The following is a 23,562-nucleotide window of genomic DNA, read 5'->3' as shown; positions in this document are numbered from 1 at the left end:
CATTCTCTCTGGGGCCGGGTGCGGAGCGCGCGTGGGTTTACCCGCCTGTGAACTGGGCGAAGTCCAGGATCGCCGGGAACCTCCAGGAACCTCCGGCCCTCGGTGGGACGTTCTTCCCAGAGCACCGGTACCGTCGTCCCGCCCGTACAAGCTGCTCAACGCATGGTTCAGTGCACGGTTTGCACCGTTTTCCGCCGAGTCCTCCAGGAGCCCCACCCCATGACCACCGCCACCACCCGCAACAGCGACCGGCGGATCAGCCCCGTCTTCGTCGGGATTCTGGCCGTCACGGCGGTCACGGGCTGGGCCACCTGGACCGGGTTCGCCGAACAGCCCGGCGTCGCGGTGTTCCTGTTCGTGACGGCCGCGTGGATCGTGTCGCTCTGCCTGCACGAATACGCGCACGCGCGTACCGCCCTGCACAGCGGTGACATCTCGGTCGGCGAGAAGGGCTACCTCACCCTCAATCCGCTCAAGTACACGCACGCCCTGCTCAGCATCGTGCTGCCGGTGATCTTCGTGATCATGGGCGGGATCGGGCTGCCGGGCGGTGCCGTGTTCATCGAGCGCGGGCGCATCCACGGACGCTGGAAGCACAGTCTGATCTCGGCTGCCGGTCCGCTGACGAACGTACTGTTCGCCGTGGTGTGCACGGCGCCGTTCTGGCTGGACGCGCTGGACGGCGTACCCGCCGAATTCCGGTTCGCGCTCGCCTTCCTGGCCCTGCTCCAGGTGACCGCCGCGATCCTGAACTTCCTGCCGGTACCCGGGCTCGACGGTTACGGGGTCATCGAGCCCTGGCTGTCGTACAAGGTCAAGCGGCAGGTGGAGCCGTTCGCGCCGTTCGGGCTGCTGTTCGTGTTCGCGGTGCTGTGGGTCCCGTCCGTGAACAGCGCGTTCTTCGACGTGATCGACACGGTGCTGCGCGGTCTGGGGATCGACGCGTTCGACACGTACTGCGGTCAGGAGCTGTTCCGCTTCTGGCAGGGGACGAACGAGTTCTGCTCGGTCAGCCAGTGACGGACTTCCGGGTCCTGTCCTGCTTGCCCCGCTTGAAGTAGTACCAGGTCATGTTGGACGACAGGCCCGCGAGCAGCACCCACACGATGCCCAGCCAGTTTCCCTGGACGAAGGACACGACGGCCGCGGCCACCGCGAGCAGGCAGACGACCAGGGCGTAGAGGGCGAGGCGGGGCATGGTCGGGGGCTCCTGTCGGGGGACACTGACGGCGACCCGTCCAGTGTCCCCCATCGCCCGCTGCCCCTCGTACGCCTGCCTAGATGTCGGTGACGCGCAGGCCCGCGTGGGCCTTGTAGCGGCGGTTCACGGAGATCAGGTTGGCGACCAGCGACTCCACCTGGTGGGCGTTGCGCAGTCGGCCCGAGAAGACGCCTCGCATGCCGGGGATGCGGCCGGCGAGGGCCTGCACGATCTCCACGTCCGCGCGCTCCTCGCCGAGGACCATCACATCGGTGTCGATCTCCTCGATCTCCGGGTCCTGGAGCAGTACGGCCGACAAGTGGTGGAAGGCGGCCGTGACCCGGGAGTCCGGCAGCAGGACGGCGGCCTGTTCGGCGGCGCTGCCCTCCTCCGGCTTCAGCGCGTACGCGCCCTTCTTGTCGAAGCCGAGCGGGTTCACACAGTCGACGACGAGCTTGCCCGTCAGTTCCTCGCGCAGGGATTCGAGGGTCTTGCCATGTCCGTCCCAGGGCACGGCGACGATCACGATGTCGCTGCGGCGCGCGGTCTCGGCGTTGTCGGCGCCCTCGACACCGTGGCCGAGTTCGTCGGCGGCGGCCTGGGCGCGGTCGGCGGCGCGCGACCCGATGATCACCTTCTGTCCGGCCCTGGCGAGCCGGTAGGCGAGGCCCTTGCCCTGCGGCCCGGTCCCGCCGAGCACGCCGACGACGAGCCCGGAGACGTCGGGAAGGTCCCAGGGGTCCTTCGCGGGAGCCTTCGCAGGAGTCTCGGCGGGGGTCTGTGCACTGTCGGTAGAGGTCATGGGCCGACTTTACGTCCGTGTCCGGGCGCCCATGGGCTCAGGTGAGGTCCGTCACGGGCACCCGGCGGAAGGTGATCGTCTCGTAGGCGCTGAAGTCGCCGGTCTCGAAGAGGAGTCCGACGGTGTCGGCGTCGACGCGGACCAGGTCGGAGTAGGCGGCGGGCAGGCCGTTCACCGTGTGCGCCGGGCGCCAGGTGGTGCCGGCGTCGTTGGAGACACGGATGGTCATCAGGGCGCGGAAGGCGGGGTCGGCGGGGCCGGAGTAGAGGAGCACGTCGGGGTCGCGGAGCTGGAGCACGCTGCCCTGGCAGATGGGGGCGGGCAGGCCGGCCTGCGGACGGAAGGGTTTGACGAGGGTCTGGCCGCCGTCCGTGGAGTGGGCGTCGGCGCGGTTGCCGGGGGACGGGGAGTCGTTGCGGGTGTTGAAGTAGACGCGTCCGTCCGGGAGTTCGGCGGCGGTGGTCTCGTTGACGTTGATGTAGCCGTTGGTGTTCTCGTCGAGGTATCCGATGCGCCAGGTCTTGCCGCGGTCGTCGCTGAGCAGGCAGTGGCCGCTGTTGTAGTGGGGCTCGTTGCCGAGGTCCTTCCCGGTGGGCGGGATGGTGTGGTTGGCGGCGACGACGACCCGGCCGGTGCTCAGCTGGATGGCGTGGCCGGGGGTGGTGGCGTACCAGCGCCAGTTCGGCTTCTTCACCTGGGCGGTGATCTCCACGGACGAGGACCAGGTGACGCCGTCGTCGTCACTGTGGCGGACCCAGACGCGGCGCCCGTCGGCCGCCGGCACCTTGCCGAGCAGGAGGTCCTTCTCGGTGGCGGTGGCCTTGGCGCGGATGTACACGAGGAGGATGCGGCCGGTGTCGAGGACGACGGGGGCGGGGTTGCCGGCGAGATGGGCGCCGTTGTCGGCGGCGAGGGTGAGCGGGCCCCAGGTGCGGCCGCCGTCCGTGGACCGTTTCAGGACGATGTCGATGTGACCGTGGTCCGAGGCGGAGTCGCGCCGGCCCTCGCAGAAGGCGAGCAGGGTACCGGCGTGGGTGGCGACGACGGCCGGGATGCGGTAGCTGGCGTAGCCCTCCTGGCCGGACCTGAAGGGGATGCTTGTCTCTGCCATGTACGCCTCCTTGGCTAGGACGGTGACTGTACGTACGGGTAGTGGTTCGTGTTCTTACCCATGTTGGGCGAAATCATGGTGAAGGGCGCGTCCTGAGTTGTCCCTTACGGCAGGATGCGCGGTCATGGACGCCGTACGGGTCGCGTTGTTGCGCGAAGTGCTCGCAGGAACCGAGTGGTTGGGGGCCACACGGAGGTTCGCGGGGGCGTTACGAGGCTCCGTGGTGTCGTACGGGGGCGGATTGCTGTTGGTCGGTACGCCGGTGTACGAGCCGTGGCACCTGGCGGCGCATCTGGTGGACGAGGCGGCGTGGTCGGGGACGCCCGAGCTGGCCCCGACCCTCGTACGGCATGACACGCGGGCGTCCGGTCCCGGGCAGCTGTCGGTCGGGCTCGGCCGGATCGAGGCGGCGCGCCGGGGTGAGACGTTGCTGGTGGTGGCGCCGGAGGGGGTGGGCGGCGCTCTGCTGGAGCGGGTTCATGATGCTCGGCGGGGTGGGGCGAAGGTGCTGGTGCTGGGGTCGGGTGAGGGGGAGTTGGTGTCGATGGCGCATGAGTCGCTGGCGGTGCCGGATGGGTTGGAGTTGGACCTGGACACTGTGCAGCACTTGGTCAGCGCGGCGGCCGGGGAGAACGGGGTGCCTGTCGGTCGGGGGCGGCGGGGTCTCCGTGACCGTCTGGCCCGGCTGGCGGAGGTTTTGACGGCGCCGCCGCCGTCCCGCTGGTAGAAGCATTTCCCACCCGCCCGTCTCGGCACCTCACCCGTCTCGGCGTCTCACCCGTCTCCGGCAGAACAACAAACGGCAAACCCCCGACAGGCGCCGCAGAACCAGGCCGGTCGTCCTCCCATCCCGGCGAAAAGCAGTTGCCCCCACCTCCCCCACCGCTCAGCATGACCCCACGTGACAGACGACTCCCCCGCAGCCGAGCAACCTCCCTCCGGCCTTCGTGCCCTCCTCCCCGACCTCTCCCCCTGGCGGGCCTCCGTCGATTTCCGGAAGCTCTGGTTGTCGGGGCTGATCACCAACTTCGGGAGTTTTCTGACCTTCGTCGCGCTGCCGGTGCAGATGAAGGAGCTGACCGGGTCCGCCGCCGCGGTAGGGGCGATCGGGGCCGTGGAGTTGGTCCCGTTGATCGTGTTCGGGCTGTACGGCGGGGCGCTGGCCGACGCGGCGGACAAGCGGAAGCTGATCCTGTGGACGGAGGCGGGGCAGGGGGTGCTGTGCGCCGTGCTCCTCGTGAACGCGGTGCTGCCCGATCCGCTGATCTGGCCCCTGTTCCTGGTCGCCGCGCTCACCTCCGCCCTCGGGTCGGTGCAGCGGCCGGCGCTGGATTCGCTGATGCCGCGGATCGTCGCCCATGAGCATCTGCCGGCCGCCGCGTCGCTCAACTCCCTGCGGTGGACGGTCGGCGGGGTCGCGGGGCCGGCCCTCGCCGGGGTGGTCGTGGCGTACGCCGGGCTCGGGTGGGCGTACGCCGTCGATCTCGTCACCTTCGCGGTGTCCATGCTGTTCGTCATCGGACTCGCCTCCTCCCCCGCGTCCCACGAGGCGGCGAAGCCGTCGCTGCGGTCCATCGCGGAGGGCGCCCGGTACGCGTGGAACCGTAAGGAGCTCCTCGGGACGTACGCCATCGATCTCGCCGCGATGTTCCTCGCGATGCCGCTCGCCGTGCTGCCGTTCCTCGCCGACGAACTGGACGCCGAGTGGTCGCTCGGCCTGATGTACGCGGCGATCCCGGCCGGTTCACTGTTCGTGAGCCTCACCAGCGGCTGGACCTCACGGGTGCACCGGCACGGACGGATGGTGGTGATCGCGGCGGCGGGGTGGGGGCTGGCGATAGCCGCGTCCGGGGTCGTCGGCAATGTATGGCTGGTGCTGCTGTTCCTGCTCCTTGGCGGCTGTTTCGACATGGTCAGCGGGATCTTCCGCGGCGCGATGTGGAACCAGACGATCCCTGACGAGCTGCGCGGACGCCTCGCCGGCATCGAACTGCTCTCCTACTCCGTCGGCCCTCAGCTCGGCCAGGTCAGGGCCGGTGGCGTGGCCGCGTGGCGCGGGGTACGGGCGTCCGTGTGGTCGGGCGGCCTCGCGTGTGTGGCCGGGGTGGGGCTGCTGGCCGTGTGCCTGCCGGGCCTGATGCGGTACGACGTCCGGACGAACGAGCACGCGGTACGGCTGCGAAGGCAGCGGGAGGAGGCTGCCGCGTGACCAGGCGGCTCGATGAGCGCCTCTCCAGGGGCGCGGGGCTGTGACATTTGCGGCTCCGCCGCGATGGGGGTCCCCCCGCTCGAGCGAAGCCGAGAGATGGGGGAGCGACCAGCCACAGCGCACCCGCAGACAACAGGCGGCCGGGCGGCTCAGCCAGGCCGGCCGAGCCGCCCGGACACGCGGTTCCGTCAGCCCTCGTCTGCGCCGCGCGCCTTCGCGTCGTGCCACTTGGGGTCGTTCTCCCACTGGAGGTTGCGGTCGCGGGCCGTTTCCATCGCGTGGTCGGCCTCGGCTCGGGTGGCGTACGGGCCGAAGCGGTCCTTGCCCGGGCAGTCCGGGCCCTCCTCGACCTTCTTGTGCTCCAGGCAGTAGTACCATTCGCCCGGTTTGCCGACCGTGCGCTTCTTGAACAGGGCCATGGTTCGGGCTCCTTTCCCCAGGGTCATCGTCCCCCACTCGGGCTCGTTAAACTCGCTGGCATGTCTGGCCAGTCGCTGCTCGTACCAGGGGAGCTCTCTCCCATCCGTTCCGTGCCCGGAAACATCCGGCGCCCCGAGTACGTCGGCAAGCCCGCGCCGACCCCGTACACCGGGGCGGAGGTGCAGACGCCCGAGACGATCGAGGCGATGCGGATCGCCGGGCGGATCGCCGCGCGGGCGATGGCGGAGGCCGCCAAGCTGATCGCGCCCGGGGTGACCACCGACGAGCTGGACCGGGTGGCACACGACTACATGTGCGACCACGGTGCCTATCCGTCGACCCTCGGCTACCGCGGCTTCCCCAAGTCGCTGTGCACCTCCGTCAACGAGGTCATCTGTCACGGCATCCCGGACTCCACCGTGCTGCGGGACGGCGACATCGTCAACCTCGACGTGACGGCGTACATCGGCGGGGTGCACGGCGACAACAACGCGACGTACCTGGTCGGGGACGTCGACGAGGAGAGCCGGCTGCTCGTCGAGCGGACCCGGGAGTCCCTGGAGCGGGCCATCAAGGCCGTCAGGCCGGGCCGGCAGATCAACATCATCGGCCGGGTCATCGAGTCGTACGCCAAGCGCTTCGGATACGGCGTCGTCCGGGACTTCACCGGTCACGGGATCAACTCGTCGTTCCACTCCGGGCTGATCGTCCCGCACTACGACAGTCCGCACGCCACGACGCTCATCCAGCCGGGCATGACCTTCACCATCGAGCCGATGCTGACGCTGGGTTCGCACGACTACGACATGTGGGACGACGGGTGGACGGTCGTCACCAAGGACCGGAAGCGCACGGCCCAGTTCGAGCACACGCTGGTGGTGACGGACTCGGGCACCGAGATCCTGACACTGCCCTAGCTCACCGCACCCCCGGGGCTGCGCCCCCCGGACCCCCGCTGATGCGGGCCCGGGGGCGGGAGAGGGGCCGTACGCCAGGCCTAGCGTTCCAGGAACACCCGCCCCCCGACCTCCACCCACCCCATCGGCTGCGGCGCCGTGAGTATCTGCGACCCCTTGCCCTGCGTGATGTTGAGCGCCCGCCCCAACTCGTGCGTCAGCAACAGCGCCGCCGCCCCCGTCGCCTCGTCCTCCTCGATGCCGTCGTCGCGGCCGGGGAAGGCTCGGGCCCGGACCCGACCTCCCGCCTCGTCCTCCCACGCCCACGCGTAGATCCATTCCCCCGGCGGCGGCACCGCCAGCGCGTCGACCTCCGCAGCCGACCCGTACCGCCGCAGCGTCCGCCCCGGTACCCACTCCGCCCGCGCCTCGATCCAGCTGAACTCCCCGTCCAGGCGGGCCCCCACCAGCCCGGCCGGCGTGACCAGTTCGGGCACGTCGAGCAGCCAGGCCGTCCCGACGCAGGGGTGGCCGGCGAAGGGCAGGCGCAGGGTGGGGGTGTAGATGTCGATGATCCCGCGCTCGGGGTCGTCGACGAACACGGTCTCGCTGAAGCCGAGTTTCGCCGCGAACGCCTGTCGCTCGCTCCGCTCCGGCATGACGGAGCCCTCACGGACCACGCCCAGCTCGTTGCCGTATCCCCCGTTGGGCGCGCAGAAGACGCGGAGTACGTCGTAATCAGTCACGCGCGCATTCAAACACCCTGGTGGCAGCCGTCACCAACTACGCGTCCCACGCCTCCGCGACCCTGCCGGGAGCGGCTTCCGCATCCGCGCACAGGAGCTGTCCTGATCTCGCCGGTCCGGGACTCTTGACCTGTGCATTGCCTGTGCATGGGGTTTTCTTTAGGTCACCTTTAGATGGCGATTAATCGGCCGTGATCGGAGCGTGCCCATACACCGTCCATGAGAGGTGAATCACCGATTGTCCGGGTATCACTGAGGCAAGCCTTAGGTAAGTTAGGGCCGCCTCACCAAACCTGTGTGAGCCTTGACACGTCGTTTTTTCGCCACTCATCTCTTTGCCGGGAGCCCGCATGCGAGCCGTCAGACTCTCCGTCGTCACCGCCGCCGCCACCGCAGCGGCGCTGGCCGCCGTCACAGGCTGCACGGAGAAGGGCAGTTCCGGGAGCGGCGAGGGGGTCATCAGCGTCACCGCGACGGATGACAAGTGCGAGGTGTCGAAGAAGGAGTTCCCGGCCGGACACGTCGAGCTGGCCATCGAGAACAAGGGCTCCAAGGTCACCGAGGTCTACGTCCTCTTCCCGGACGACCGGATCGTCACCGAGCGCGAGAACATCGGCCCCGGCACCAAGCAGAAGGTCACCGCCGAGGTGAAGGCCGGCGACTACACGATCGCCTGCAAGCCCGGTATGAAGGGCGACGGCATCCGGCAGGCCGTCAAGGCCACCGGCGGCAAGGTCGCCAAGCGCGACCCGCGTCTGGACGCGGCCGTCGCCGCCTACCGCAAGTACGCGCAGGAGCAGGCGGACGCCACGCTGCCGCTCGCCGAGACCTTCGCCAAGGCGGTCAAGGACGGCGACATAGAGGCCGCGAAGAAGGCGTACGCGCCCTCCCGTATCGGCTGGGAGCGCACCGAGCCGATCGCCGAGTCCTTCGGCGACATCGACCCTGAGGTCGACGTCCGCGCGGACGGTCTGGAGGCCGGCCAGAAGTTCACCGGCTGGCACCGCCTGGAGAAGTCCCTCTGGGAGGACAAGAAGATCACCGCCGAGGACAAGACCCTCGCCGACAAACTGATCACCGACCTGAAGGACTGGCAGAAGCGGGTCGGCAAGGCGGTCATCACCCCGACCTCGATGGGTAACGGCGCCAAGGAGCTCCTCGACGAGGTCGCCACCGGCAAGGTCACCGGCGAGGAGGAGCGCTACTCGCACACCGACCTCGTCGACTTCAAGGCCAACGTCGAGGGCGCCGAGCAGTCGTACGAGCTGCTGAAGCCGGTCGCGAAGGAGAACGACGCGGCGCTGGTCACGGAGCTGGACAAGCAGTTCGCGGCCCTGAACACGCTGCTCGACAAGTACCGCGCGGACAAGAACTCGTACGACTTCACCTCGTACGACAAGGTCGGCGACGCCGATCGCAAGCAGCTCTCGGACGCGGTGAACGCGCTCGCCGAGCCGCTGTCCAAGCTCGCCGCCGCAGTCGTGAAGTAGAGGGGACCGACTGTCATGACGGAGACACCGGAGAAGACCGAAGGCAGTACCTCGCGGCGCGCGCTGATCGGCTGGGGCGGGGCCGGGCTCGCGCTCGGGGCCGCCGCGGCCGGGGGTGCCGTGGCGATGACCCGTGGCAGCGACGACGTGCAGACGGTGGCCGCCGACGCGGGCGGGGCCGTCGAGTTCCACGGCGGCAACCAGGCGGGGATCGCGACGCCGGTGCAGGACAGGCTGCACTTCGCCGCGTTCGACCTGGAGACGGACGACCGCGCCGAATTCGTCACGATGCTCAAGGACTGGACGGCGGCGGCCCGGCGGATGACCGCCGGGCAGGCGGTCGGCGAGGGCGCGTACGGCGGTCTCGCCGAGGCGCCGCCGGACGACACCGGTGAGGCGCTGGGGCTGAAGCCGTCGCGGCTGACGCTGACGATCGGGTTCGGGCCCGGCCTGTTCGAGAAGCTGGGGATGGCGGAGCGGCGGCCAGACGCGCTCGTCGACCTGCCGCAGTTCCCCGGCGACAACCTCGACAAGGCCCGCAGCGGCGGCGATGTGTGCGTGCAGGCGTGCTCGGACGATCCGCAGGTCGCGGTGCACGCGATCCGCAACCTGGCCCGGATCGGCTTCGGCAAGGTCTCGGTGCGCTGGTCGCAGCTCGGCTTCGGCAAGACGTCGTCGACGACCCCCGAGGCGCAGACCCCGCGCAACCTGCTGGGCTTCAAGGACGGCACCCGCAACATCGCGGGCACCGAGACGGCCCGGCTGAACAAGTTCGTGTGGGTGGACGGCGCGGACACCGACGACAACTCGGCCTGGATGGACGGGGGTTCGTATCTCGTCGCGCGGCGCATCCGGATGCACATCGAGCCCTGGGACCGGACCTCACTGCAGGAGCAGGAGGACATCATCGGGCGCGACAAGGGCGAGGGCGCCCCGGTCGGCAAGGCCAAGGAGCGCGACGAGCCGTTCCTGAAGGCGATGCTGCCCGACGCGCACGTCCGCCTCGCGCACCCCGACTCCAACCACGGGGCGACCCTGCTGCGCCGCGGCTACTCCTTCACGGACGGCACGGACGGCCTCGGCCGGCTGGAGGCGGGCCTGTTCTTCCTCGCCTACATGCGGGACGTCCGCAAGGGCTTCATCCCCGTGCAGCGCAACCTCGCGACGGACGCGCTCAACGAGTACATCCAGCACGTGGGTTCGGCGGTCTTCGCGGTCCCGCCGGGCGTCCGGGACAAGGACGACTGGTGGGGCCGAGCACTGTTCTCTGAGGGGGCCTAGCCGTGTTCGCGAACTATCTGATCGGTCTGCGCGAGGGCCTGGAAGCCAGTCTCGTCGTCTGCATCCTCATCGCCTATCTGGTGAAGACGGACCGGCGTGACGCCCTGAAGCCGATCTGGATCGGCATCGGGGTCGCCGTCACACTGGCCCTCGGCTTCGGCTGCGCGCTCGAATTCGGCTCCCAGGAGCTGACGTTCGAGGCGCAGGAGGCGCTCGGCGGGTCGCTGTCGATCATCGCCGTGGGTCTGGTGACGTGGATGGTCTTCTGGATGCGGCGCACCGCCCGGCATCTCAAGGCTGACCTGCACGGCAAGCTGGACGCGGCCCTCCAGATGGGCACGGGCGCGCTGGTCGCGACCGCGTTCCTGGCGGTGGGCCGGGAGGGCCTGGAGACCGCGCTGTTCGTGTGGACGTCGGTGCGGGCGTCCGGCGACGGCACCGAGGGGCCCCTGATCGGCGCGCTGTTGGGCATCGCTTCGGCGATCCTCCTCGGCTACCTCTTCTACCGGGGCGCCCTTCGCATCAACCTGTCCAGGTTCTTCACCTGGACCGGCGGCATGCTGGTCGTGGTCGCGGCGGGTGTCCTCGCCTACGGCTTCCACGACCTCCAGGAGGCCGACTGGGTGCCTGGCCTGACGAACAAGGCCTTCGACATCAGCGGGACGATCCCGCCGGACAGCTGGTACGGCACGCTCCTCAAGGGCGTCCTCAACTTCCAGCCGGACCCGACCGTCCTCCAGGTCACCGTGTGGGCGCTGTACCTGATCCCGACGCTCGCGCTCTTCCTCGTCCCGGTAGGGTTCGCCTCCGGGAAGGGGAAGGTGAAGCCAGCTGATGAGCAGGGTGAGCAGGGGTCGCAGCCCTCGAAGTCCACAAACGCCTCGAACGTCACAGAGTCCTCGAACGCCTCGGAGTCTTCTTGACCGGAGCGCTCTCGCGGCGGTCTCGGTGACCGTGTTGTCGCTGGCCGCGAGCGGCTGTGTCGTGGTGCACGGCGAGCGCGAAGTGCTCCCGGCGGCGACCCCGACGGAGGCGGCCGAGGCGCTGAAGGACTTCACGGCGGCGTACAACAAGGCGGACAAGGCCTACGACCGTGCCGCGGACGCCGACTACGTCACCGGCGCCCTCGGCGCGATCGACGCCGCCCGGCTGGACGCCGGTCACGAGATCAGCCCGAGCGGCAACCCGTCGTACGTACCGCTGGAGTTGACGGACACCAGGTTCACGATCCCGAAGAAGGCGGGCTGGCCTCGCTGGTTCGTCGCGAACGCCGACGCCAACAAGGGCGACGACGCGCGCTGGCTGCTGGTGTTCACGCGCAGCAACGTGGCCGAGCCGTGGGCGGTGGCGTATCTGACCCTCCTCGACCCGGACGACGTACCGGCGTTCAAGACGGACAAGGACGGCCTCGCGGAGCCGGTGACGGCGAACTCGGCTGAACTGGCCGTCGCCCCCAAGGACTTGGGCCAGGACTACGCGACGTTCCTCAAGGACGGCAGCGGGAACGTCTTCGCGCCCGGGGTGCACACCAGCGCCTGGGTGGCGCAGCGCAAGGAGAGCGCCATCAAGCCCGGGCTCGTCACCCAGTACATCGACGAGCCGCTCGGCAAGGGCGACTTCGCCCCGCTGGGCCTTCGGACGGCGGACGGCGGCGCGCTGGTCTTCTTCGCCACGCACCACTACGAGAAGCAGACGGCCGCGCTGGGCACGTCGATCCCGGCGCCGGGCGACAGTGTGCTGGCGCTGACGACGGGCGAGATCAAGCAGTCGCTGACACTGGAGTTCGTGTCGAACCAGGCGGTGCTGGACCCGGGCAAGGGCGCAGCGAACCAGGGTGTGGAGTTCCTGAGCCGCATCCAGGGTCTGACGGCGGCGCAGGGAGAGTAACGCCAACTCCGGCTTGCCGGGCGACCGTTCGGCCTCGGCCTCAGTCGTCGTTCGCTCAGTCGTCGTTCTTTCAGCCTCGGTGGGGCCAGGCCGCGGTGGCGTGGTCGGGCTCCTCGCCGGCGTACCGGGCGCAGGCGTCGGTGAGGACTTCGAGCAGGCTGAGCGGGTCGGGCAGGGCGAACTCCGGCCCGCGTACCCAGTACACGCCCTGCTCACCGGGCAACTGGGCAGGCGGCACGAGAACGTAGGAGCCCCGGCAGTGCCAGCGCAGCCCCGGATGCTCGTCCGCGGTCTCGGGGTGGCAGTCCAGTTCGCAGGGCCACCACTCGTCCTCGTCGTCCGGGGTGCCGCGTGTGAGGGTGAAGAACAGCAGCCGTCCGTCGTCGCTCTCGGCGACCGGCCCTACCTCGATCCCGGCCCCGAGCAGCCGCTCCAGCGCCTCGCGGCCCGCTTCGAGGGGCACGTCGAGGACGTCGTGGACTATGCCGGTCGCGGTGATGAAGTTGGCCTGCGGCTGGTGCCTGGCCCAACGCTCGATCTGGGCGCGGTCGGTGGTGGACTGCGTCTGCCAGGCGAAGGAGATCGGGTGCCGGGCGGGCGTGGGACACCCGACTCGGTCACAGGAACACCGGTAGGCGGAGGGGTGCGCGGCGGGCGCGAGGGGCAGTCCGGCACGGGCGGCGGCGAGCAGCAGTTCCTCCCGGCGCCCGCTCTCGGCGCGGTTGGCGGCGTCCTCCCGGTCATTCGTACGGCGTCCACGCAGCCACTGGGAGATCCGGCCCTGCCGGCCCGTCGTACGACCGTCGAACTCCGCGCTCATGTATCGCCTCGCCTCGCTGCTGTTGTGCGGACAGCCTGCTCCATGGTCCCACCATCCTGCGGTGCTGGGGGCCGGAGCCGACATCCGGGGTACGTGGGACGAGGCGCGCGGGGAGTGGGATCGACCGATTTCCAGTCGATTAGCAGGATTTACCACCCACTGTTTTCAGCCGTCTTGGCGCTGAGCACTGCTACTTGCCGCCGGGCGGGGCGATCCCGCCCAGGGCGTAGTCGACGAGGGTGTCCGTGTACTCGTAGGAGATCGGCCCGGTGTACTGGAGCCAGCGCTGGGCGAGCGGGGAGATGAAGAGTTCGAGGGCGATACGGGGGTCGATGTCGGCCCTCACCTGTCCGGCCTCCTGGGCGGCACGCAGTCGCCGCACATAGAGCTGGAGGGAGGGTTCGAGCAGCTTGGCGACGTACCTGCGGCCGAGTTCCTCATTGATGAGGCCTTCGGCGGCGAGGCCGCGGGAGGGGACCGCGAACGCGGGGTCGAGCAGTTGGTCTACGGTGAGGCGCAGTACGGCCTTGAGGTCGGCGGCGAGGTCACCGGTGTCGGGGAATTCGTACGCCCGTCCGGGCGCGGCAGCCTCGGCGGCCCGCTCGCTCAGATCGACGAAGGCCTCCATGAGTACGTCCCCCTTGGAGGACCACCACCGGTAGATGGTCTGCTTCCCGACGCCCGCCCGGGCGGCGATGCCCTCGATGGTCGTCTTCTGGTACCCGATCTCACCGATGAGGGCGAGGGCGGCCTCATAGATGGCGCGGCGGGACTTCTCGCTGCGGCGGGTGGAGTCGGGGGCGGGTTTGGCTGGGGTGGACTTCTGGACCATGTCGGCAATTTATCAGGTTGACAAGACGGAGCGTCTCGCCGCAGAGTAAAGAGAGCGACTAAGCGAGACGATACGTACCGTCAAATACTCTCAACAGAAGGAGACTTGTCATGGCACGAAGTGGCGGAAACATGCTCGGAGTGGGTGGCACCCGCAGCAACCTGGGCAAGGGCGCCCTGCGAGGCGGCGCCCGCGGCAAGCAGGTGGGCGGCGGGACGGACCCGCAGGCCCAGAAACGCGAGCTGGTGCGCAAGTTGCAGGAGAAGCGCGCCGAGGAGGAGAGCGCGCAGGAAGAGGGCGTAGAGGAAGAGAGCGCCCAGGCCGAGGGCGCACAGGAGGAGAGTACGCCGGACCGGGCCGACCCGACGGCCCGGTGACCGAAGCCGCTCAGCGCAGTACGGCTGCCAGCAGGTCGGTTCCCAGCGCCGTCAGGCCGGGCAGATTGAGGGTGTAGCGGACGTAACGACCGTGCCGCCGGGCCGTGAGCAGGTCCGCGCGGCGCAGGACGGCGAGATGGCAGGAAACCTCCGGAGGTGAGAGGTCCCACACATGGGCCAGCTCACCGGTGGTGTGCGGACCGCGGGCCAGGGTCCGCAACAGCCGCAGCCGTACCGGATGGGCGAGTGCCTCCAGCCGCAGGGTGACCGTTTCCAGCGACACCGGCTCCGCAGGACCCGGCTCGGCCACGGGATACTGCACCACCGGCTGCCACCCGGGCGCGTGGACCGCGACCAGGTGCGGGCGGCCGAAGACGCTGGGGATGAACGTGACCCCGGTGCCGTGGGCGGCGGTCGCCTTGTCCTGCAGCTTGTCGACGACGATGCAGTCGCCGTCCGGTGCCAGGGCGACCGCGCCGGAGACCGACGCCAGTGCCGCCCCGACGCCCTGGCGCTTCAACAGGTCGTTCTTCAGGCGCAGGTCGGTCGCGAGCCGCACGGCGACGTCCGTCCAGGCGGCGTCGAAGAAGGCCTCTGCGCACTGTTCGAGGGTGTCGCTCTACGCCGGCAGCGCCACCGCGCTGGTCACGGCCCTCGCCCCGGCCCATGTCCTGGGCCGCACCCTCGCCCGCTTCGGACTGTCCACGGGCTTCGGCCTCGCCGTCTCCCCCGCGGTCATCACCTCCCTCGCACCCCACGGCCCGACGGCGCTGTGGGGCGGCCTCGCGGCTGCGACGCTCGTCTCCGCGGCAGCCGTGGCCGGCGAGAAGGACGAGGTTGACGAGAAGGACAAGAATCGGGAACCGCGGCCGATATCGGCTTGCGCACCCTCGTCACCTGGGTCAACGTCTTCTAACACCTGACGAAGGCAGAGAAGCAGATGACCGCGCAGACCCACCCCGTCGACCACGAACTCATCCAGGCCGCAGCCCACATCGCGCGCACGCGCTGTCGGGGCGAAAACCACACGATGGCAGCCGCTGCCCGTGCGCGGGACGGCCGGATCGTCACGGCGGTGAACGCCTACCACTTCACCGGCGGCCCCTGCGCCGAACTCGTCCTCATCGGCACGGCAGCCGCCCAGGGCGCCTACGACCTGGACACGATCGTCGCCGTGGGCGACCGCGACCGAGGGGTGGTCCCTCCCTGCGGCCGATGCCGTCAGGTCCTCCTCGACTACTTCCCCACCCTCAAGGTCATCGTCGGCACGGGCGACCACACCAGAACCGTCCGCATCACCGACCTGCTGCCCGAGAGCTATGTCTGGGCGGACCACCAACTCGACGCCGGGCAAGCCGAGTAGGCAGCATGGACGTCGTACGCCGCCGATTTCCGCTTGCCTGACGTGGGCATGATTCAGGGAGGGGAGGGGCCAGTACCGGCACTCACGGGGGCGGCGCATGCTCGACAGCATCAGGAACAACCTCAGGCGGAGAGACATCACCCAGGCATGGTTCTGGGAAGAGGTGTTCGACGCGGTCTCCGGTTTCATACGGTCCCGCGCGGTGTGGGTGGTGGTGGGCAACGCGGGCACATTCCTCAGCGCTCTCACCGTGTTGGTCTACTACTGGTCGCGACCGATCTGGTTCGCGGGGTACGCCGTCGCCCAACTCGCCTGCCTGGTCTGGCAGGCGGTCGCCCTGATCCCGCTCGTGTGGCCGGGACGGGACGACGCCGATTTCTCCGATCTCCACGAGGGCCTGACGGTGACCACCGGCGTCGGTTCGTGGCTCTTCGGCGTGTTCCCCGGCGTGATGCTGTTCATACTCTTCGACGTGGACACCAGCAGGCCACCGTGGGCCACCCTGTTCTTCTCGGGGATGGCCCTCATGATGGCCTGCATAGCGGGCGGGATCACCGGGACGATCCTCTCCGCCAATGCGAGCACACGGCTCCGCGAAACGTCCGGGCCGCCGGACGGGCCCGGCTGGGGAGACAGCGGACACAGCGGACACAGCGCCGACGTGGACTCGGGCGGCTTCGACGGCGACTGAACGGCGGCATCGACCATGACCGGCGCGCTGCCACGAGGGGACCGCGACCGCGCCCAGCCATCAGTCCCGCACTCCCAGGAGCACCCTCTTGTCCCCCACACCATCGTCCACCGCCACCCGCGCCGGACTGGTAGCCGCGAGAAAGGCTGGGCGGCGCAGCAGAAAGCCCCACCATGCTCCCTCCTGACGGGGAGCGCGGCGGGGCCTTCTGCTGCTGCGCGCTACGTGCCGAGCCAAGCGGTCGGACGGCGCCGGACTCGCCGACCACGTCGACAACGCCGACCGCTACGCAAGCGCCGTTACGGCATCAGAGTGGGTTGAGGCGGGCCTTGAGCAGGCAGAACTCATTGCCTTCGGGGTCGGCCAGGACATGCCACTGTTCCTCCCCCGTCTGGCCGATGTCGGCCGGGCGCGCGCCGAGCTTCAGCAGGCGTTCGAGCTCGGCGTCCTGATCGCGGTCGGTGGCGTTGACGTCGATGTGCAGCCGGGTTTTCCCCGGCTCCGGCTCGTCCCTGCGGCTGAGGATGATCGTCGGCTGCGGACCGCCGAACCCTTCGCGGGGTCCGATCTCATACATGTCGTCGCCCTCGCGATCGAGCACGACGAAGTCCAGGACCTCGCACCAGAACCGCGCCAGCACCTCAGGGTTGCGGCAACCGAGCACGAGCTCACTGATACGACATGCCATTGAAAAACCTACTCTCGGCCTGGGAACCGCCGGGGAGGCCACACGCGAGCTTGATGGGCCCCCGGCAGTGAAAACAACCCCGCGACCGTATCGAACGAGGCGAGCACGGGCGAATGATTTCAGGGCAGGAGGTGGAGGGCGGAACGGCTGACCGGGCGGCCAGACGGCCGGCCGGCAGGCAATGCCGGCAGGCCGGCAACTCGACCGGGACGACTCGGGCGGGTGGGTTCTCCCCCAAGTCCTTTGGCAAGCGCCCGTGTTACAGCGAACCTGTGCCGGCCGGCGCCGAAACACAACAAGTTCCGGTGGCGCCTTGGATGTTGCATGATCGAAGGGTGCTGATCGAACTGGGGAAGATCGCAACTCTTTCGGAGGTCCCTGGCTCGCCGGGCTCCGGGCCTCGTTCGGCCACGCCGCGGTCCGCTGGTGCGGGGACCCGGCCGCGGAGCCCGGCAAGTACCACGTCGAGTGTGAGCGAATGTGTGCATCACCGAACCGGCCCGCACACGCTCGGCATACCAGTCAGCGATCGTGTCCCAGGCCTCCGTCATCGCCCTCCCCCACCGGCGGCCAAGCATCCCCCCAGTCCGCATCCCGTGCCGCCCGGTAAAGAACCCCATGCCGCTTCGTGACCGTTTCCCGGCGGAGCGAAGGCTCCGTCTCGCACAGGTCGAGGAGGACCTGGCCCTTGCGGATCTGCGGCTTGCGTACGACGCGGGCGGGGGCCGGGGTCACGGGGAAGCGGGTGGCCGCGACGTAGCTGAACTTCTCGTCCTCGTACGGGAGGGAGCCGCCCTTCACCTGGCGGTGGAGGGAGGAGCGGCTGACCCGGGCCGCGAAGTGGCACCAGTCCTCGCCGGGGACGATCGGGCAGGCCGCGCTGTGCGGGCAGGGGGCGGCGATGTGGAATCCGGCGCGGATGAGCTGGTCGCGGGCCTTGATGACGCGGAGGTAGCCGTCGGGGGTGCCTGGTTCGATGACGACGACGGCCTGGGCGGCACCGGCCGCTGTGTCGACCACGGAGGTGCGGTCGGCCTCTGTCAGTTCGCCCAGGACGTAGGAGATCGTGACGAGATCAGTGCTCTCGATTTTGAGCGCCGCTCCGATCCGAGAGCGCTGCCACTCCGCACCCTTCAACTCAGGGTTGGCAGCGGCGATCTCCCGCCCGAGAGCGAGCGCCGGCTCGGCCCAGTCCAGCACGGTCACGGGCCGTACGCCCTCCCACACGGCGTTGACCGCCCAGGTCGCGGCCCCCGTCCCGCCCCCGACGTCGACATGACTACCCGGCACCCATCCGGGCGCCGCCTCGGCGAAGGCGTCCAGCGCCGAGCACACCGCCTCGAAGGTGGCCGGCATCCGGTAGGCGGCGTACGCGGCCACGTCGGAGCGGTCCCGCAGCACGGGCGCGTCGGTCGGCGTCCGCCCCCGATAGTTGGCGATCAGCCGCTCGACCGCTTGCGCGGCCACCTTCGGCGGCAGCCCGTCGAGCAGACCGGCGAGGGAGGCGCGCAGGGCGTAAGCAGGGGAAACGGGGGTGTTCACGGAGTGATTCTAGGGGTGGGTGCGAGGGTGACGACTTTCCCTCGGAAATGGCTGCGAGCCGCAGGAATGCCGGGCCGGTGCCCCGTACACACAACGCTTGACGCTTTCAGCCGTGTTCGTTGATCCGGCGCAAAACGTTCGTGCGTGCTCGTGGTCGGGGTCGAGGTCGGTCATGAGTTTCTCCGGAGGCCCTTCCTCCAGGAGTCCGGTTGGTCAACGGCGACACGTCGGAGCTACACGCATGGGCGGCGTTGAAATGCCTGCGGGGCAGCGGCGTGCCAGGCTCGGAACCGCGCCGCTCGCATCTGGTGGCGGGGGGACTCCTAGGTTCGCTGAGAGCAGCCGGTGAGACCACGACGAGGTCCGCATCGCGAGGAGGCAATGCGCATGCCGGTTGCCGGGACTGAATCCGAGGCCGCGTCCCCCCTGGACCCGCTGACACTTCTTCGGAGCCGCGCGTACCTGGTGCTTCTGTTGATGGCAGCGCTGATCGGCGTGCCGGTGTCCGCGGCGGCGTTCGGCTTCCTCGCGCTGGTCGGCGAGGTTCAGCCGTTGATCTACACGGATCTGCCCAAGTCGCTGGGGTTCGAGGGACCGCCATGGTGGTGGCCGCTGCCGCTGCTCGCCGTAGGGGGACTGCTCGTGGGACTGACGGTTCAGTACCTGCCGGGGCACGGCGGCCATGAGCCGACAGCCGGGTTCAAGGCCGCCGGCGCGCCCACCCCCGTCCAGTTGCCCGGCATCTTTTTCGCCGCTCTGGCGACGCTCTGCTTCGCTGCTGTCCTGGGGCCCGAGTCCCCTCTCCTGGCGCTCGGTGGCGGGCTCGCCGCCGGTGCCGTGCGCCTGGTCAAACGGGACCCCCCGGAACAGGTGAGCGCGGTGTTGGGCGCGGCGGGCAGTTTCGCGGCCGTCAGCTCGCTGCTGGGATCACCTCTGCTCGGCGCGTTCCTCCTGATGGAAGCCTCGGGGTTGGGCGGGGCGATGATGGCGCTGGTGTTGGTGCCCGGTCTGCTGGCCGCGGGTATCGGCGCACTCATCTTCGTCGGGCTGGGTTCCTGGACCGGGCTGGGCACCTACTCGCTGGCGCTGCACGACGTACCCGAGGCCACGCGCCCGACAGCGGCGGAATTCGGCTGGGCTCTGGTCATCGGACTGTCGGCAGCACTCGTGGGAGTGGGAATCCGATGGCTCGCCGTCCGGCTCAGGACGCGCGTCGAGAGGCGACGGGTGCCGGCCACGGTGGTCATGGGCCTGGTCGTGGCGGGGCTGGCGATCGGTTATGCGGAGGGCACCGGCAAAGCGGCGACCGACGTGCTGTATTCGGGGCAGACAGCGCTGGATCCGCTCCTCACGCACAGCGCCGCGTATTCGGTGGGAGCGTTGTTGCTGCTGGTGTTGTGCAAGAGTCTGGCCTACTGCGCGTCGCTCAGCAGTTTCCGGGGTGGCCCGATCTTTCCCGCGATGTTCGTGGGAGCGGCGGGCGGCATCCTGATCTCCCACCTGCCAGGGCTGACCCTGGTCGCGGGGTTCGCGATGGGTATCGGAGCGATGAGCGCCGCGATGCTGAGACTTCCGCTGGTCTCCGTCCTGCTCGCCACACTGCTGATCGGGGCGCAGGGAGTCATCGTCATGCCGCTGGTGATCGTCGCGGTCGTGGTCTCGTACGTCGCGACGGCGAAGCTCACACCTCCTCCCGCCCCGGAGCCGGGGCAGGAACCGGGGCCACGTCGGCAGCAGTAGCCGCGAGCTCGCTGACAGACCCTCGCCCGTCCGCGGTGTCGTCAGAGTCGCCGGGCCGCCCGGTGATCCCTGCGAGAGCGGTGCTCACGAGGAGGATCGGCGCTCATGGACGGGAGCAGCGCACGCTTGGGAGAGCGGCGCTCACGGACGAGATCGGCGCTCACTCATCAAGGGCCGTAATAGGGAGGCCCGCACATCCCTGACCCCAGTACCTTCGCCCCCATGCCCAACGAGTGCTTCCAGCATCCCCGCCTCGCCGCGATCTACGATCCCCTCGACCCGGACCGCTCCGACCTCGACGCGTACGTCGACCTCGCGGCGGAGTTCACCGCGCACCGCGTCCTCGACATCGGCTGCGGCACCGGTGTGTTCGCGCTGCTGCTGGCGCACCGAGGGATCGACGTGGCCGGCGTCGACCCGGCCCTGGCCTCCCTCGACGTCGCCCGTGCCAAGCCCGGTGCGGAACGCGTCCACTGGATCCACGGCGACGCGACGACCCTGCCGCCCCTCCGGGTCGACCTCGCGACGATGACCGCCAACGCCGCCCAGGAGATCACCGACCCGCACGTCTGGCGGCGCACCCTGAGCGGCGCCTACGCGGCCCTCCGTCCCGGCGGCCACCTCGTCTTCGAGACCCGGGACCCGTCGAAGCGAGCCTGGGAGCAGTGGAACCGCGACGCCTCGTACCGCGTGACGGAGCTCCCCGGCGTCGGCGCGGTCGAGAGCTGGGTCGAGGTGACCGGCGTCAACGGCCCCCTCGTGACGTTCCGTTGGACCTTCGTGTTCGTGGCGGACGGCGAGGTGCTGACCTCCGACTCCACGCTGCGTTTCCGCGAACGAGGTGAGATCGAGAGGGAGTTGCTGTCCCAGGGTTACGAGGTACGGGAGGTGCGTGACGCACCCGACCGCCCTGGCCGGGAGTTCGTGTTCCTGGCCCGGCGGCCCGCACGGACACCGTGACACCCACCGTGACAGACACCCCTCATCTCCCCCGCACCCCCCGAGCCACCCGGTCCCCCACCGCCACCCGGGGCCCGTTCCCCACGGGGCCCCAACTCCGCTTCGGATGCACCGCGTTCGTCAGCAGCACGACGAAAGTGTCCGTGGCCCGGTCCAGGACGAGGGAAGTACCCGTGAAGCCGGTGTGGCCGGCCGCCCCGCTCCGCCAACTCCCCCATGAACCATGGCTGGTCGATGCCGAAGCCCAGGCCCGGCGGGGTCAGCAGCAGCTCCACGTAGTCCGGGCCCAGGATGCGGGCCGGGCCGTACGCCCCGCCCGTGAGCAGGCAGCGGCAGAAGACCGCCAGGTCGTGGGCCGTCGAGAACAGGCCCGCGTGGCCCGCCACCCCGCCCAGCGCCCACGCGTTCTCGTCGTGGACCTCGCCCCGCACCATCCCGCGCTCCGCCTTGGCCCACGGCCTGCGCTGGTCCTCCGTCGCCGCCGCGTCGGGACAGGGGCCGAAGTCGGTCGCCGTCATGCCGAGGGGGCGGGTGATGCCCTCGTGGATCAGGACATCCAGGGAGCGGCCCGTGATGCGCTCCAGGACGTACTGGAGCAGGAGCATGTTGAGGTCGGAGTAGGCGTGGACACCCGGTGCGGACGACGGCGCCTCCGCCCGCAGCAGCGCGCGGCGGGCGGCGGCGTCCGGGCAGTCGTACAGCGGGAGTTCGGGGCGCAGGCCCGAGGTGTGGGTGAGCAACTGCCGTACGGTGATGCCGTGTTGGGCCGCCGCCGTGAAGTCCGGCAGATACGCGGCCACCCGGGCGTCCATGCCGAGTGTGCCGCGTTCCAGTTGCTGCACCGCCGCGACCGCCGTGAACAGCTTCGTCAGGGAGGCGAGGTCGAAGGGCGTCGACATCGTTGCCGGGATCCGTGCGGCCGCCGGGAGTTCCACTCCGGTGTCCGTGCGCTCGTCGTACGACGCGTACCGCAGCGCCCAGCCCGCCGCCGCTTCCACCGCGATCACCGGGCCGCGCCCGACGATCACGACCGCGGCCGGGGCCCAGGGGCGCTCGCCGGTGGTGAGGGCGCGTACCTCTCGTACGAGGTGACGCATCTCCTCGGGGTCGAGGCCGGCCCGTTCCGGGGTGTCGACGCGCAGTCTCGGTGCGGCGGTCAGCTCTCCGCTCCCTCCAGGGTCGTACGTCTGTTCCAAGGACGGCACAGTCCCACGAAGCAGCCGACCGCCACCAGTGCTGCCGCCAGTTGGACGACCGCCATTGGGACGGCCGTCCCCTCGCCGGCGATGCCCACGAGCGGGGAGGCGATCGCGCCGATCAGGAAGGAGGTGGTGCCCAGGAGGGCGGATGCGGCGCCCGCGGAGTGGCGCGTTCGCATCAGGGCGAGGGTCTGGGTGTTGGGCAGCGCCAGGCCCATCGCCGACATCAGGACGAAGAGCGCGGTGGCCACCGGGAACAGGCCCGCCTCGCCGAACACGCCCGTCGCCAACAGCAGCAGCGCCGTCGCCGCGAGGGTGATGACCGCCAGGCTCAGTGTCAGCACCTTGTCCATCGACACCCGGCCGACCAGGATCTTGCCGTTGATCTGGCCGACGATCACCAGCCCGATCGAGTTGACGCCGAACAGCAGGCTGAACGTCTGCGGAGAGGCGCCGTAGATCTCCTGGATCACGAAGGGGGACGCGGCGATGTATGCGAACAGGGCCGCGAAGGCGAAGCCGCCCGTCAGGACGTATCCGGTGAAGACCCGGTCCGCGAGGAGGGTGCGCATGGAGCGGAGCGCCTCGCCGACTCCGCCGCTGTGGCGGTCGGCAGAGTCGAGGGTCTCGGGGAGGCGGAACCAGACCAGCACCGCGAGTGCGATCCCGACCACCGTGAGGACGACGAACACGCCCCGCCAGTCCGTCACGCGCAGGATCTGGCCACCGATGAGCGGCGCGACGATCGGGGCGACCCCCGAGATCAGCATGAGGGTGGAGAAGAAGCGGGCCATGGCCACGCCGTCGTACAGGTCCCGTACGACCGCCCGGGCGATGACTATGCCGGCCGAGCCCGCGAGTCCCTGCACCAGCCGGAAGGCGACCAGGAACTCCAGCGAAGGAGCGATTCCGCACAGGACGGTGGCCACGACGTACACCGCCAGGCCCGCCAGGAGGGGGCGTCGGCGGCCCCATCGGTCGCTCATCGGGCCGATCAGGAGCTGACCGAGGGCCATGCCCGCCAGGCAGGCGGTCAGGGTCAGCTGGACGCTCGCGGCGGGCGCGTGCAGGGAGGTCGTGACCTCGGGCAGGGACGGGAGGTACATGTCCATCGCCAGCGGAGGCGTCGCCGTCAGCCCGCCGAGGATGAAGGTGACCAGGAGGCCGGTACGGCGGAGGGAGCGGGGGGAACGAGGGGTGTCTTTCCGTATCTCTCCCTGGAGGCTCTTCATCTCTCCCTGGAGATTCTTCTCGTCCCACGTGGTTCGGCCACGCTCGGGCATGCGCCCTCCCTTTTCGAGTAATCC

The 23,562-nt window shown here is 69.8% G+C and carries 23 protein-coding genes and 3 pseudogenes; 14 read left to right on the top strand and 12 right to left on the bottom strand.

All coding sequences use genetic code 11. The annotated features are described in order from the left end of the window. Window positions 1-219 precede the first annotated feature (219 nt). The gene (locus OG734_RS35625; RefSeq protein ID WP_330291535.1) at window positions 220-1,020 is read left to right on the top strand and encodes a site-2 protease family protein; all 801 of its coding nucleotides are present in this window, start codon (window positions 220-222) and stop codon (window positions 1,018-1,020) included. Here the strand turns inward: OG734_RS35625 and OG734_RS35620 are convergent. The 3 genes from OG734_RS35620 to OG734_RS35610 are packed head-to-tail and all read right to left on the bottom strand — an operon-like array spanning window position 1,010 to window position 3,114. Next, window positions 1,010-1,252, bottom strand: a complete 243-nt coding sequence (locus OG734_RS35620; protein ID WP_330291534.1) for a hypothetical protein — start codon at window positions 1,250-1,252, stop codon at window positions 1,010-1,012. The two genes, OG734_RS35625 and OG734_RS35620, sit on opposite strands and share 11 nt — an antisense overlap. A gap of 25 nt (window positions 1,253-1,277) precedes the next feature. After that, a complete protein-coding gene (npdG, locus tag OG734_RS35615) occupies window positions 1,278-2,003 on the bottom strand; it encodes an NADPH-dependent F420 reductase (protein ID WP_330291533.1) in 726 nt (241 codons plus the stop codon). 37 nt (window positions 2,004-2,040) lie between these two features. Next, window positions 2,041-3,114 carry a sialidase family protein gene (locus OG734_RS35610; protein WP_330291532.1) on the bottom strand — a complete coding sequence of 358 codons (1,074 nt, stop codon included), beginning with the start codon at window positions 3,112-3,114 and terminating at the stop codon, window positions 2,041-2,043. 124 nt (window positions 3,115-3,238) lie between these two features. Between OG734_RS35610 and OG734_RS35605 the strand changes: the two genes are divergently transcribed. Then, a complete protein-coding gene (locus OG734_RS35605; protein ID WP_330291531.1) occupies window positions 3,239-3,841 on the top strand; it encodes a hypothetical protein in 603 nt (200 codons plus the stop codon). 174 nt (window positions 3,842-4,015) lie between these two features. Further along, entirely contained in the window at window positions 4,016-5,323 is a 1,308-nt protein-coding gene (locus OG734_RS35600; RefSeq protein ID WP_330291530.1) for an MFS transporter, read from the top strand. Between the two features lie 188 nt (window positions 5,324-5,511). On the opposite strand, the gene OG734_RS35595 is transcribed toward OG734_RS35600, so the two are convergent. Further along, window positions 5,512-5,742 (bottom strand): hypothetical protein, encoded by a 231-nt coding sequence (locus tag OG734_RS35595; protein ID WP_330291529.1) that lies wholly within the window; start codon window positions 5,740-5,742, stop codon window positions 5,512-5,514. 60 nt (window positions 5,743-5,802) lie between these two features. Between OG734_RS35595 and map the strand changes: the two genes are divergently transcribed. Continuing rightward, window positions 5,803-6,660 (top strand): type I methionyl aminopeptidase, encoded by an 858-nt coding sequence (gene map, locus OG734_RS35590; protein ID WP_330291528.1) that lies wholly within the window; start codon window positions 5,803-5,805, stop codon window positions 6,658-6,660. An 80-nt stretch (window positions 6,661-6,740) separates the two neighbouring features. Here map and OG734_RS35585 read toward each other — a convergent pair whose 3' ends face one another. Then, a complete protein-coding gene (locus OG734_RS35585; protein WP_330291527.1) occupies window positions 6,741-7,385 on the bottom strand; it encodes a PhzF family phenazine biosynthesis protein in 645 nt (214 codons plus the stop codon). A gap of 350 nt (window positions 7,386-7,735) precedes the next feature. Here OG734_RS35585 and efeO point away from each other — a divergent pair, with 350 nt between their 5' ends. From efeO to OG734_RS35565, 4 genes are read left to right on the top strand one after another with little or no spacing between them, the layout of a single operon-like run. Next, entirely contained in the window at window positions 7,736-8,875 is a 1,140-nt protein-coding gene (gene efeO / locus OG734_RS35580) for an iron uptake system protein EfeO (protein ID WP_330291526.1), read from the top strand. 15 nt (window positions 8,876-8,890) lie between these two features. Next, entirely contained in the window at window positions 8,891-10,156 is a 1,266-nt protein-coding gene (gene efeB / locus OG734_RS35575; protein ID WP_330291525.1) for an iron uptake transporter deferrochelatase/peroxidase subunit, read from the top strand. Between the two features lie 2 nt (window positions 10,157-10,158). Further along, window positions 10,159-11,079: an iron uptake transporter permease EfeU gene (gene efeU, locus OG734_RS35570; RefSeq protein ID WP_330291524.1), complete on the top strand. Its 921-nt coding sequence runs from the start codon at window positions 10,159-10,161 to the stop codon at window positions 11,077-11,079. A 25-nt stretch (window positions 11,080-11,104) separates the two neighbouring features. Continuing rightward, window positions 11,105-12,043 (top strand): hypothetical protein, encoded by a 939-nt coding sequence (locus OG734_RS35565; RefSeq protein WP_330291523.1) that lies wholly within the window; start codon window positions 11,105-11,107, stop codon window positions 12,041-12,043. 70 nt (window positions 12,044-12,113) lie between these two features. Here OG734_RS35565 and OG734_RS35560 read toward each other — a convergent pair whose 3' ends face one another. After that, window positions 12,114-12,863: a bifunctional DNA primase/polymerase gene (locus OG734_RS35560; RefSeq protein WP_330291522.1), complete on the bottom strand. Its 750-nt coding sequence runs from the start codon at window positions 12,861-12,863 to the stop codon at window positions 12,114-12,116. Window positions 12,864-13,053: 190 nt separating this feature from the next. Beyond that, window positions 13,054-13,695, bottom strand: coding sequence for a TetR/AcrR family transcriptional regulator (locus tag OG734_RS35555; protein ID WP_330291521.1), 642 nt, complete (start codon window positions 13,693-13,695; stop codon window positions 13,054-13,056). Between the two features lie 110 nt (window positions 13,696-13,805). Here OG734_RS35555 and OG734_RS35550 point away from each other — a divergent pair, with 110 nt between their 5' ends. After that, window positions 13,806-14,072, top strand: a complete 267-nt coding sequence (locus tag OG734_RS35550) for a DUF6243 family protein (protein WP_330291520.1) — start codon at window positions 13,806-13,808, stop codon at window positions 14,070-14,072. Window positions 14,073-14,082: 10 nt separating this feature from the next. On the opposite strand, the pseudogene OG734_RS35545 reads toward OG734_RS35550, so the two are convergent. Beyond that, window positions 14,083-14,685: pseudogene (locus tag OG734_RS35545) on the bottom strand (DUF5937 family protein); the annotation flags it as partial. Between the two features lie 4 nt (window positions 14,686-14,689). Here OG734_RS35545 and OG734_RS35540 point away from each other — a divergent pair. The 3 genes and pseudogenes from OG734_RS35540 to OG734_RS35530 form a co-directional block, all read left to right on the top strand. Continuing rightward, window positions 14,690-14,995: pseudogene (locus OG734_RS35540) on the top strand (MFS transporter); the annotation flags it as partial. A 17-nt stretch (window positions 14,996-15,012) separates the two neighbouring features. After that, window positions 15,013-15,435 (top strand): cytidine deaminase family protein, encoded by a 423-nt coding sequence (locus OG734_RS35535; RefSeq protein ID WP_330291519.1) that lies wholly within the window; start codon window positions 15,013-15,015, stop codon window positions 15,433-15,435. 97 nt (window positions 15,436-15,532) lie between these two features. Next, the gene (locus OG734_RS35530) at window positions 15,533-16,126 is read left to right on the top strand and encodes a hypothetical protein (protein WP_330291518.1); all 594 of its coding nucleotides are present in this window, start codon (window positions 15,533-15,535) and stop codon (window positions 16,124-16,126) included. A 307-nt stretch (window positions 16,127-16,433) separates the two neighbouring features. On the opposite strand, the gene OG734_RS35525 is transcribed toward OG734_RS35530, so the two are convergent. Together OG734_RS35525 and OG734_RS35520 are read right to left on the bottom strand one after the other, a co-directional pair. After that, complete coding sequence (locus OG734_RS35525) at window positions 16,434-16,814, bottom strand: VOC family protein (protein ID WP_330291517.1); 381 nt, start codon at window positions 16,812-16,814, stop codon at window positions 16,434-16,436. 522 nt (window positions 16,815-17,336) lie between these two features. Beyond that, window positions 17,337-18,356, bottom strand: a complete 1,020-nt coding sequence (locus OG734_RS35520) for a small ribosomal subunit Rsm22 family protein (protein WP_330291516.1) — start codon at window positions 18,354-18,356, stop codon at window positions 17,337-17,339. A 387-nt stretch (window positions 18,357-18,743) separates the two neighbouring features. Here OG734_RS35520 and OG734_RS35515 point away from each other — a divergent pair, with 387 nt between their 5' ends. Beyond that, the gene (locus OG734_RS35515) at window positions 18,744-20,096 is read left to right on the top strand and encodes a chloride channel protein (protein ID WP_443064980.1); all 1,353 of its coding nucleotides are present in this window, start codon (window positions 18,744-18,746) and stop codon (window positions 20,094-20,096) included. 222 nt (window positions 20,097-20,318) lie between these two features. Continuing rightward, complete coding sequence (locus tag OG734_RS35510; RefSeq protein WP_330291514.1) at window positions 20,319-21,056, top strand: class I SAM-dependent methyltransferase; 738 nt, start codon at window positions 20,319-20,321, stop codon at window positions 21,054-21,056. A gap of 22 nt (window positions 21,057-21,078) precedes the next feature. Here OG734_RS35510 and OG734_RS35505 read toward each other — a convergent pair. Both OG734_RS35505 and OG734_RS35500 read right to left on the bottom strand, forming a co-directional pair. Further along, window positions 21,079-22,153 (bottom strand): annotated as a pseudogene (locus OG734_RS35505) (serine hydrolase domain-containing protein). Between the two features lie 59 nt (window positions 22,154-22,212). Continuing rightward, complete coding sequence (locus OG734_RS35500) at window positions 22,213-23,487, bottom strand: multidrug effflux MFS transporter (RefSeq protein WP_330293912.1); 1,275 nt, start codon at window positions 23,485-23,487, stop codon at window positions 22,213-22,215. Window positions 23,488-23,562 lie beyond the last annotated feature (75 nt).

The organism is Streptomyces sp. NBC_00576, from assembly GCF_036345175.1.
Lineage (GTDB): Bacteria > Actinomycetota > Actinomycetes > Streptomycetales > Streptomycetaceae > Streptomyces.
This window is presented reverse-complemented; position numbering and strand designations above follow the sequence as displayed.

Coding starts and splice junctions, on each gene's coding strand:
- OG734_RS35625 (WP_330291535.1), top strand. CDS start 220: ATGACCACCGCCACCACCCGCAACAGCGACCGGCGGATCAGCCCCGTC.
- OG734_RS35620 (WP_330291534.1), bottom strand. CDS start 1,252: ATGGGGGACACTGGACGGGTCGCCGTCAGTGTCCCCCGACAGGAGCCC.
- npdG (WP_330291533.1), bottom strand. CDS start 2,003: ATGACCTCTACCGACAGTGCACAGACCCCCGCCGAGACTCCTGCGAAG.
- OG734_RS35610 (WP_330291532.1), bottom strand. CDS start 3,114: ATGGCAGAGACAAGCATCCCCTTCAGGTCCGGCCAGGAGGGCTACGCC.
- OG734_RS35605 (WP_330291531.1), top strand. CDS start 3,239: ATGGACGCCGTACGGGTCGCGTTGTTGCGCGAAGTGCTCGCAGGAACC.
- OG734_RS35595 (WP_330291529.1), bottom strand. CDS start 5,742: ATGGCCCTGTTCAAGAAGCGCACGGTCGGCAAACCGGGCGAATGGTAC.
- map (WP_330291528.1), top strand. CDS start 5,803: ATGTCTGGCCAGTCGCTGCTCGTACCAGGGGAGCTCTCTCCCATCCGT.
- efeO (WP_330291526.1), top strand. CDS start 7,736: ATGCGAGCCGTCAGACTCTCCGTCGTCACCGCCGCCGCCACCGCAGCG.
- efeB (WP_330291525.1), top strand. CDS start 8,891: ATGACGGAGACACCGGAGAAGACCGAAGGCAGTACCTCGCGGCGCGCG.
- OG734_RS35560 (WP_330291522.1), bottom strand. CDS start 12,863: ATGAGCGCGGAGTTCGACGGTCGTACGACGGGCCGGCAGGGCCGGATC.
- OG734_RS35555 (WP_330291521.1), bottom strand. CDS start 13,695: ATGGTCCAGAAGTCCACCCCAGCCAAACCCGCCCCCGACTCCACCCGC.
- OG734_RS35550 (WP_330291520.1), top strand. CDS start 13,806: ATGGCACGAAGTGGCGGAAACATGCTCGGAGTGGGTGGCACCCGCAGC.
- OG734_RS35535 (WP_330291519.1), top strand. CDS start 15,013: ATGACCGCGCAGACCCACCCCGTCGACCACGAACTCATCCAGGCCGCA.
- OG734_RS35530 (WP_330291518.1), top strand. CDS start 15,533: ATGCTCGACAGCATCAGGAACAACCTCAGGCGGAGAGACATCACCCAG.
- OG734_RS35525 (WP_330291517.1), bottom strand. CDS start 16,814: ATGGCATGTCGTATCAGTGAGCTCGTGCTCGGTTGCCGCAACCCTGAG.
- OG734_RS35515 (WP_443064980.1), top strand. CDS start 18,744: ATGCCGGTTGCCGGGACTGAATCCGAGGCCGCGTCCCCCCTGGACCCG.
- OG734_RS35510 (WP_330291514.1), top strand. CDS start 20,319: ATGCCCAACGAGTGCTTCCAGCATCCCCGCCTCGCCGCGATCTACGAT.
- OG734_RS35500 (WP_330293912.1), bottom strand. CDS start 23,487: ATGAAGAGCCTCCAGGGAGAGATACGGAAAGACACCCCTCGTTCCCCC.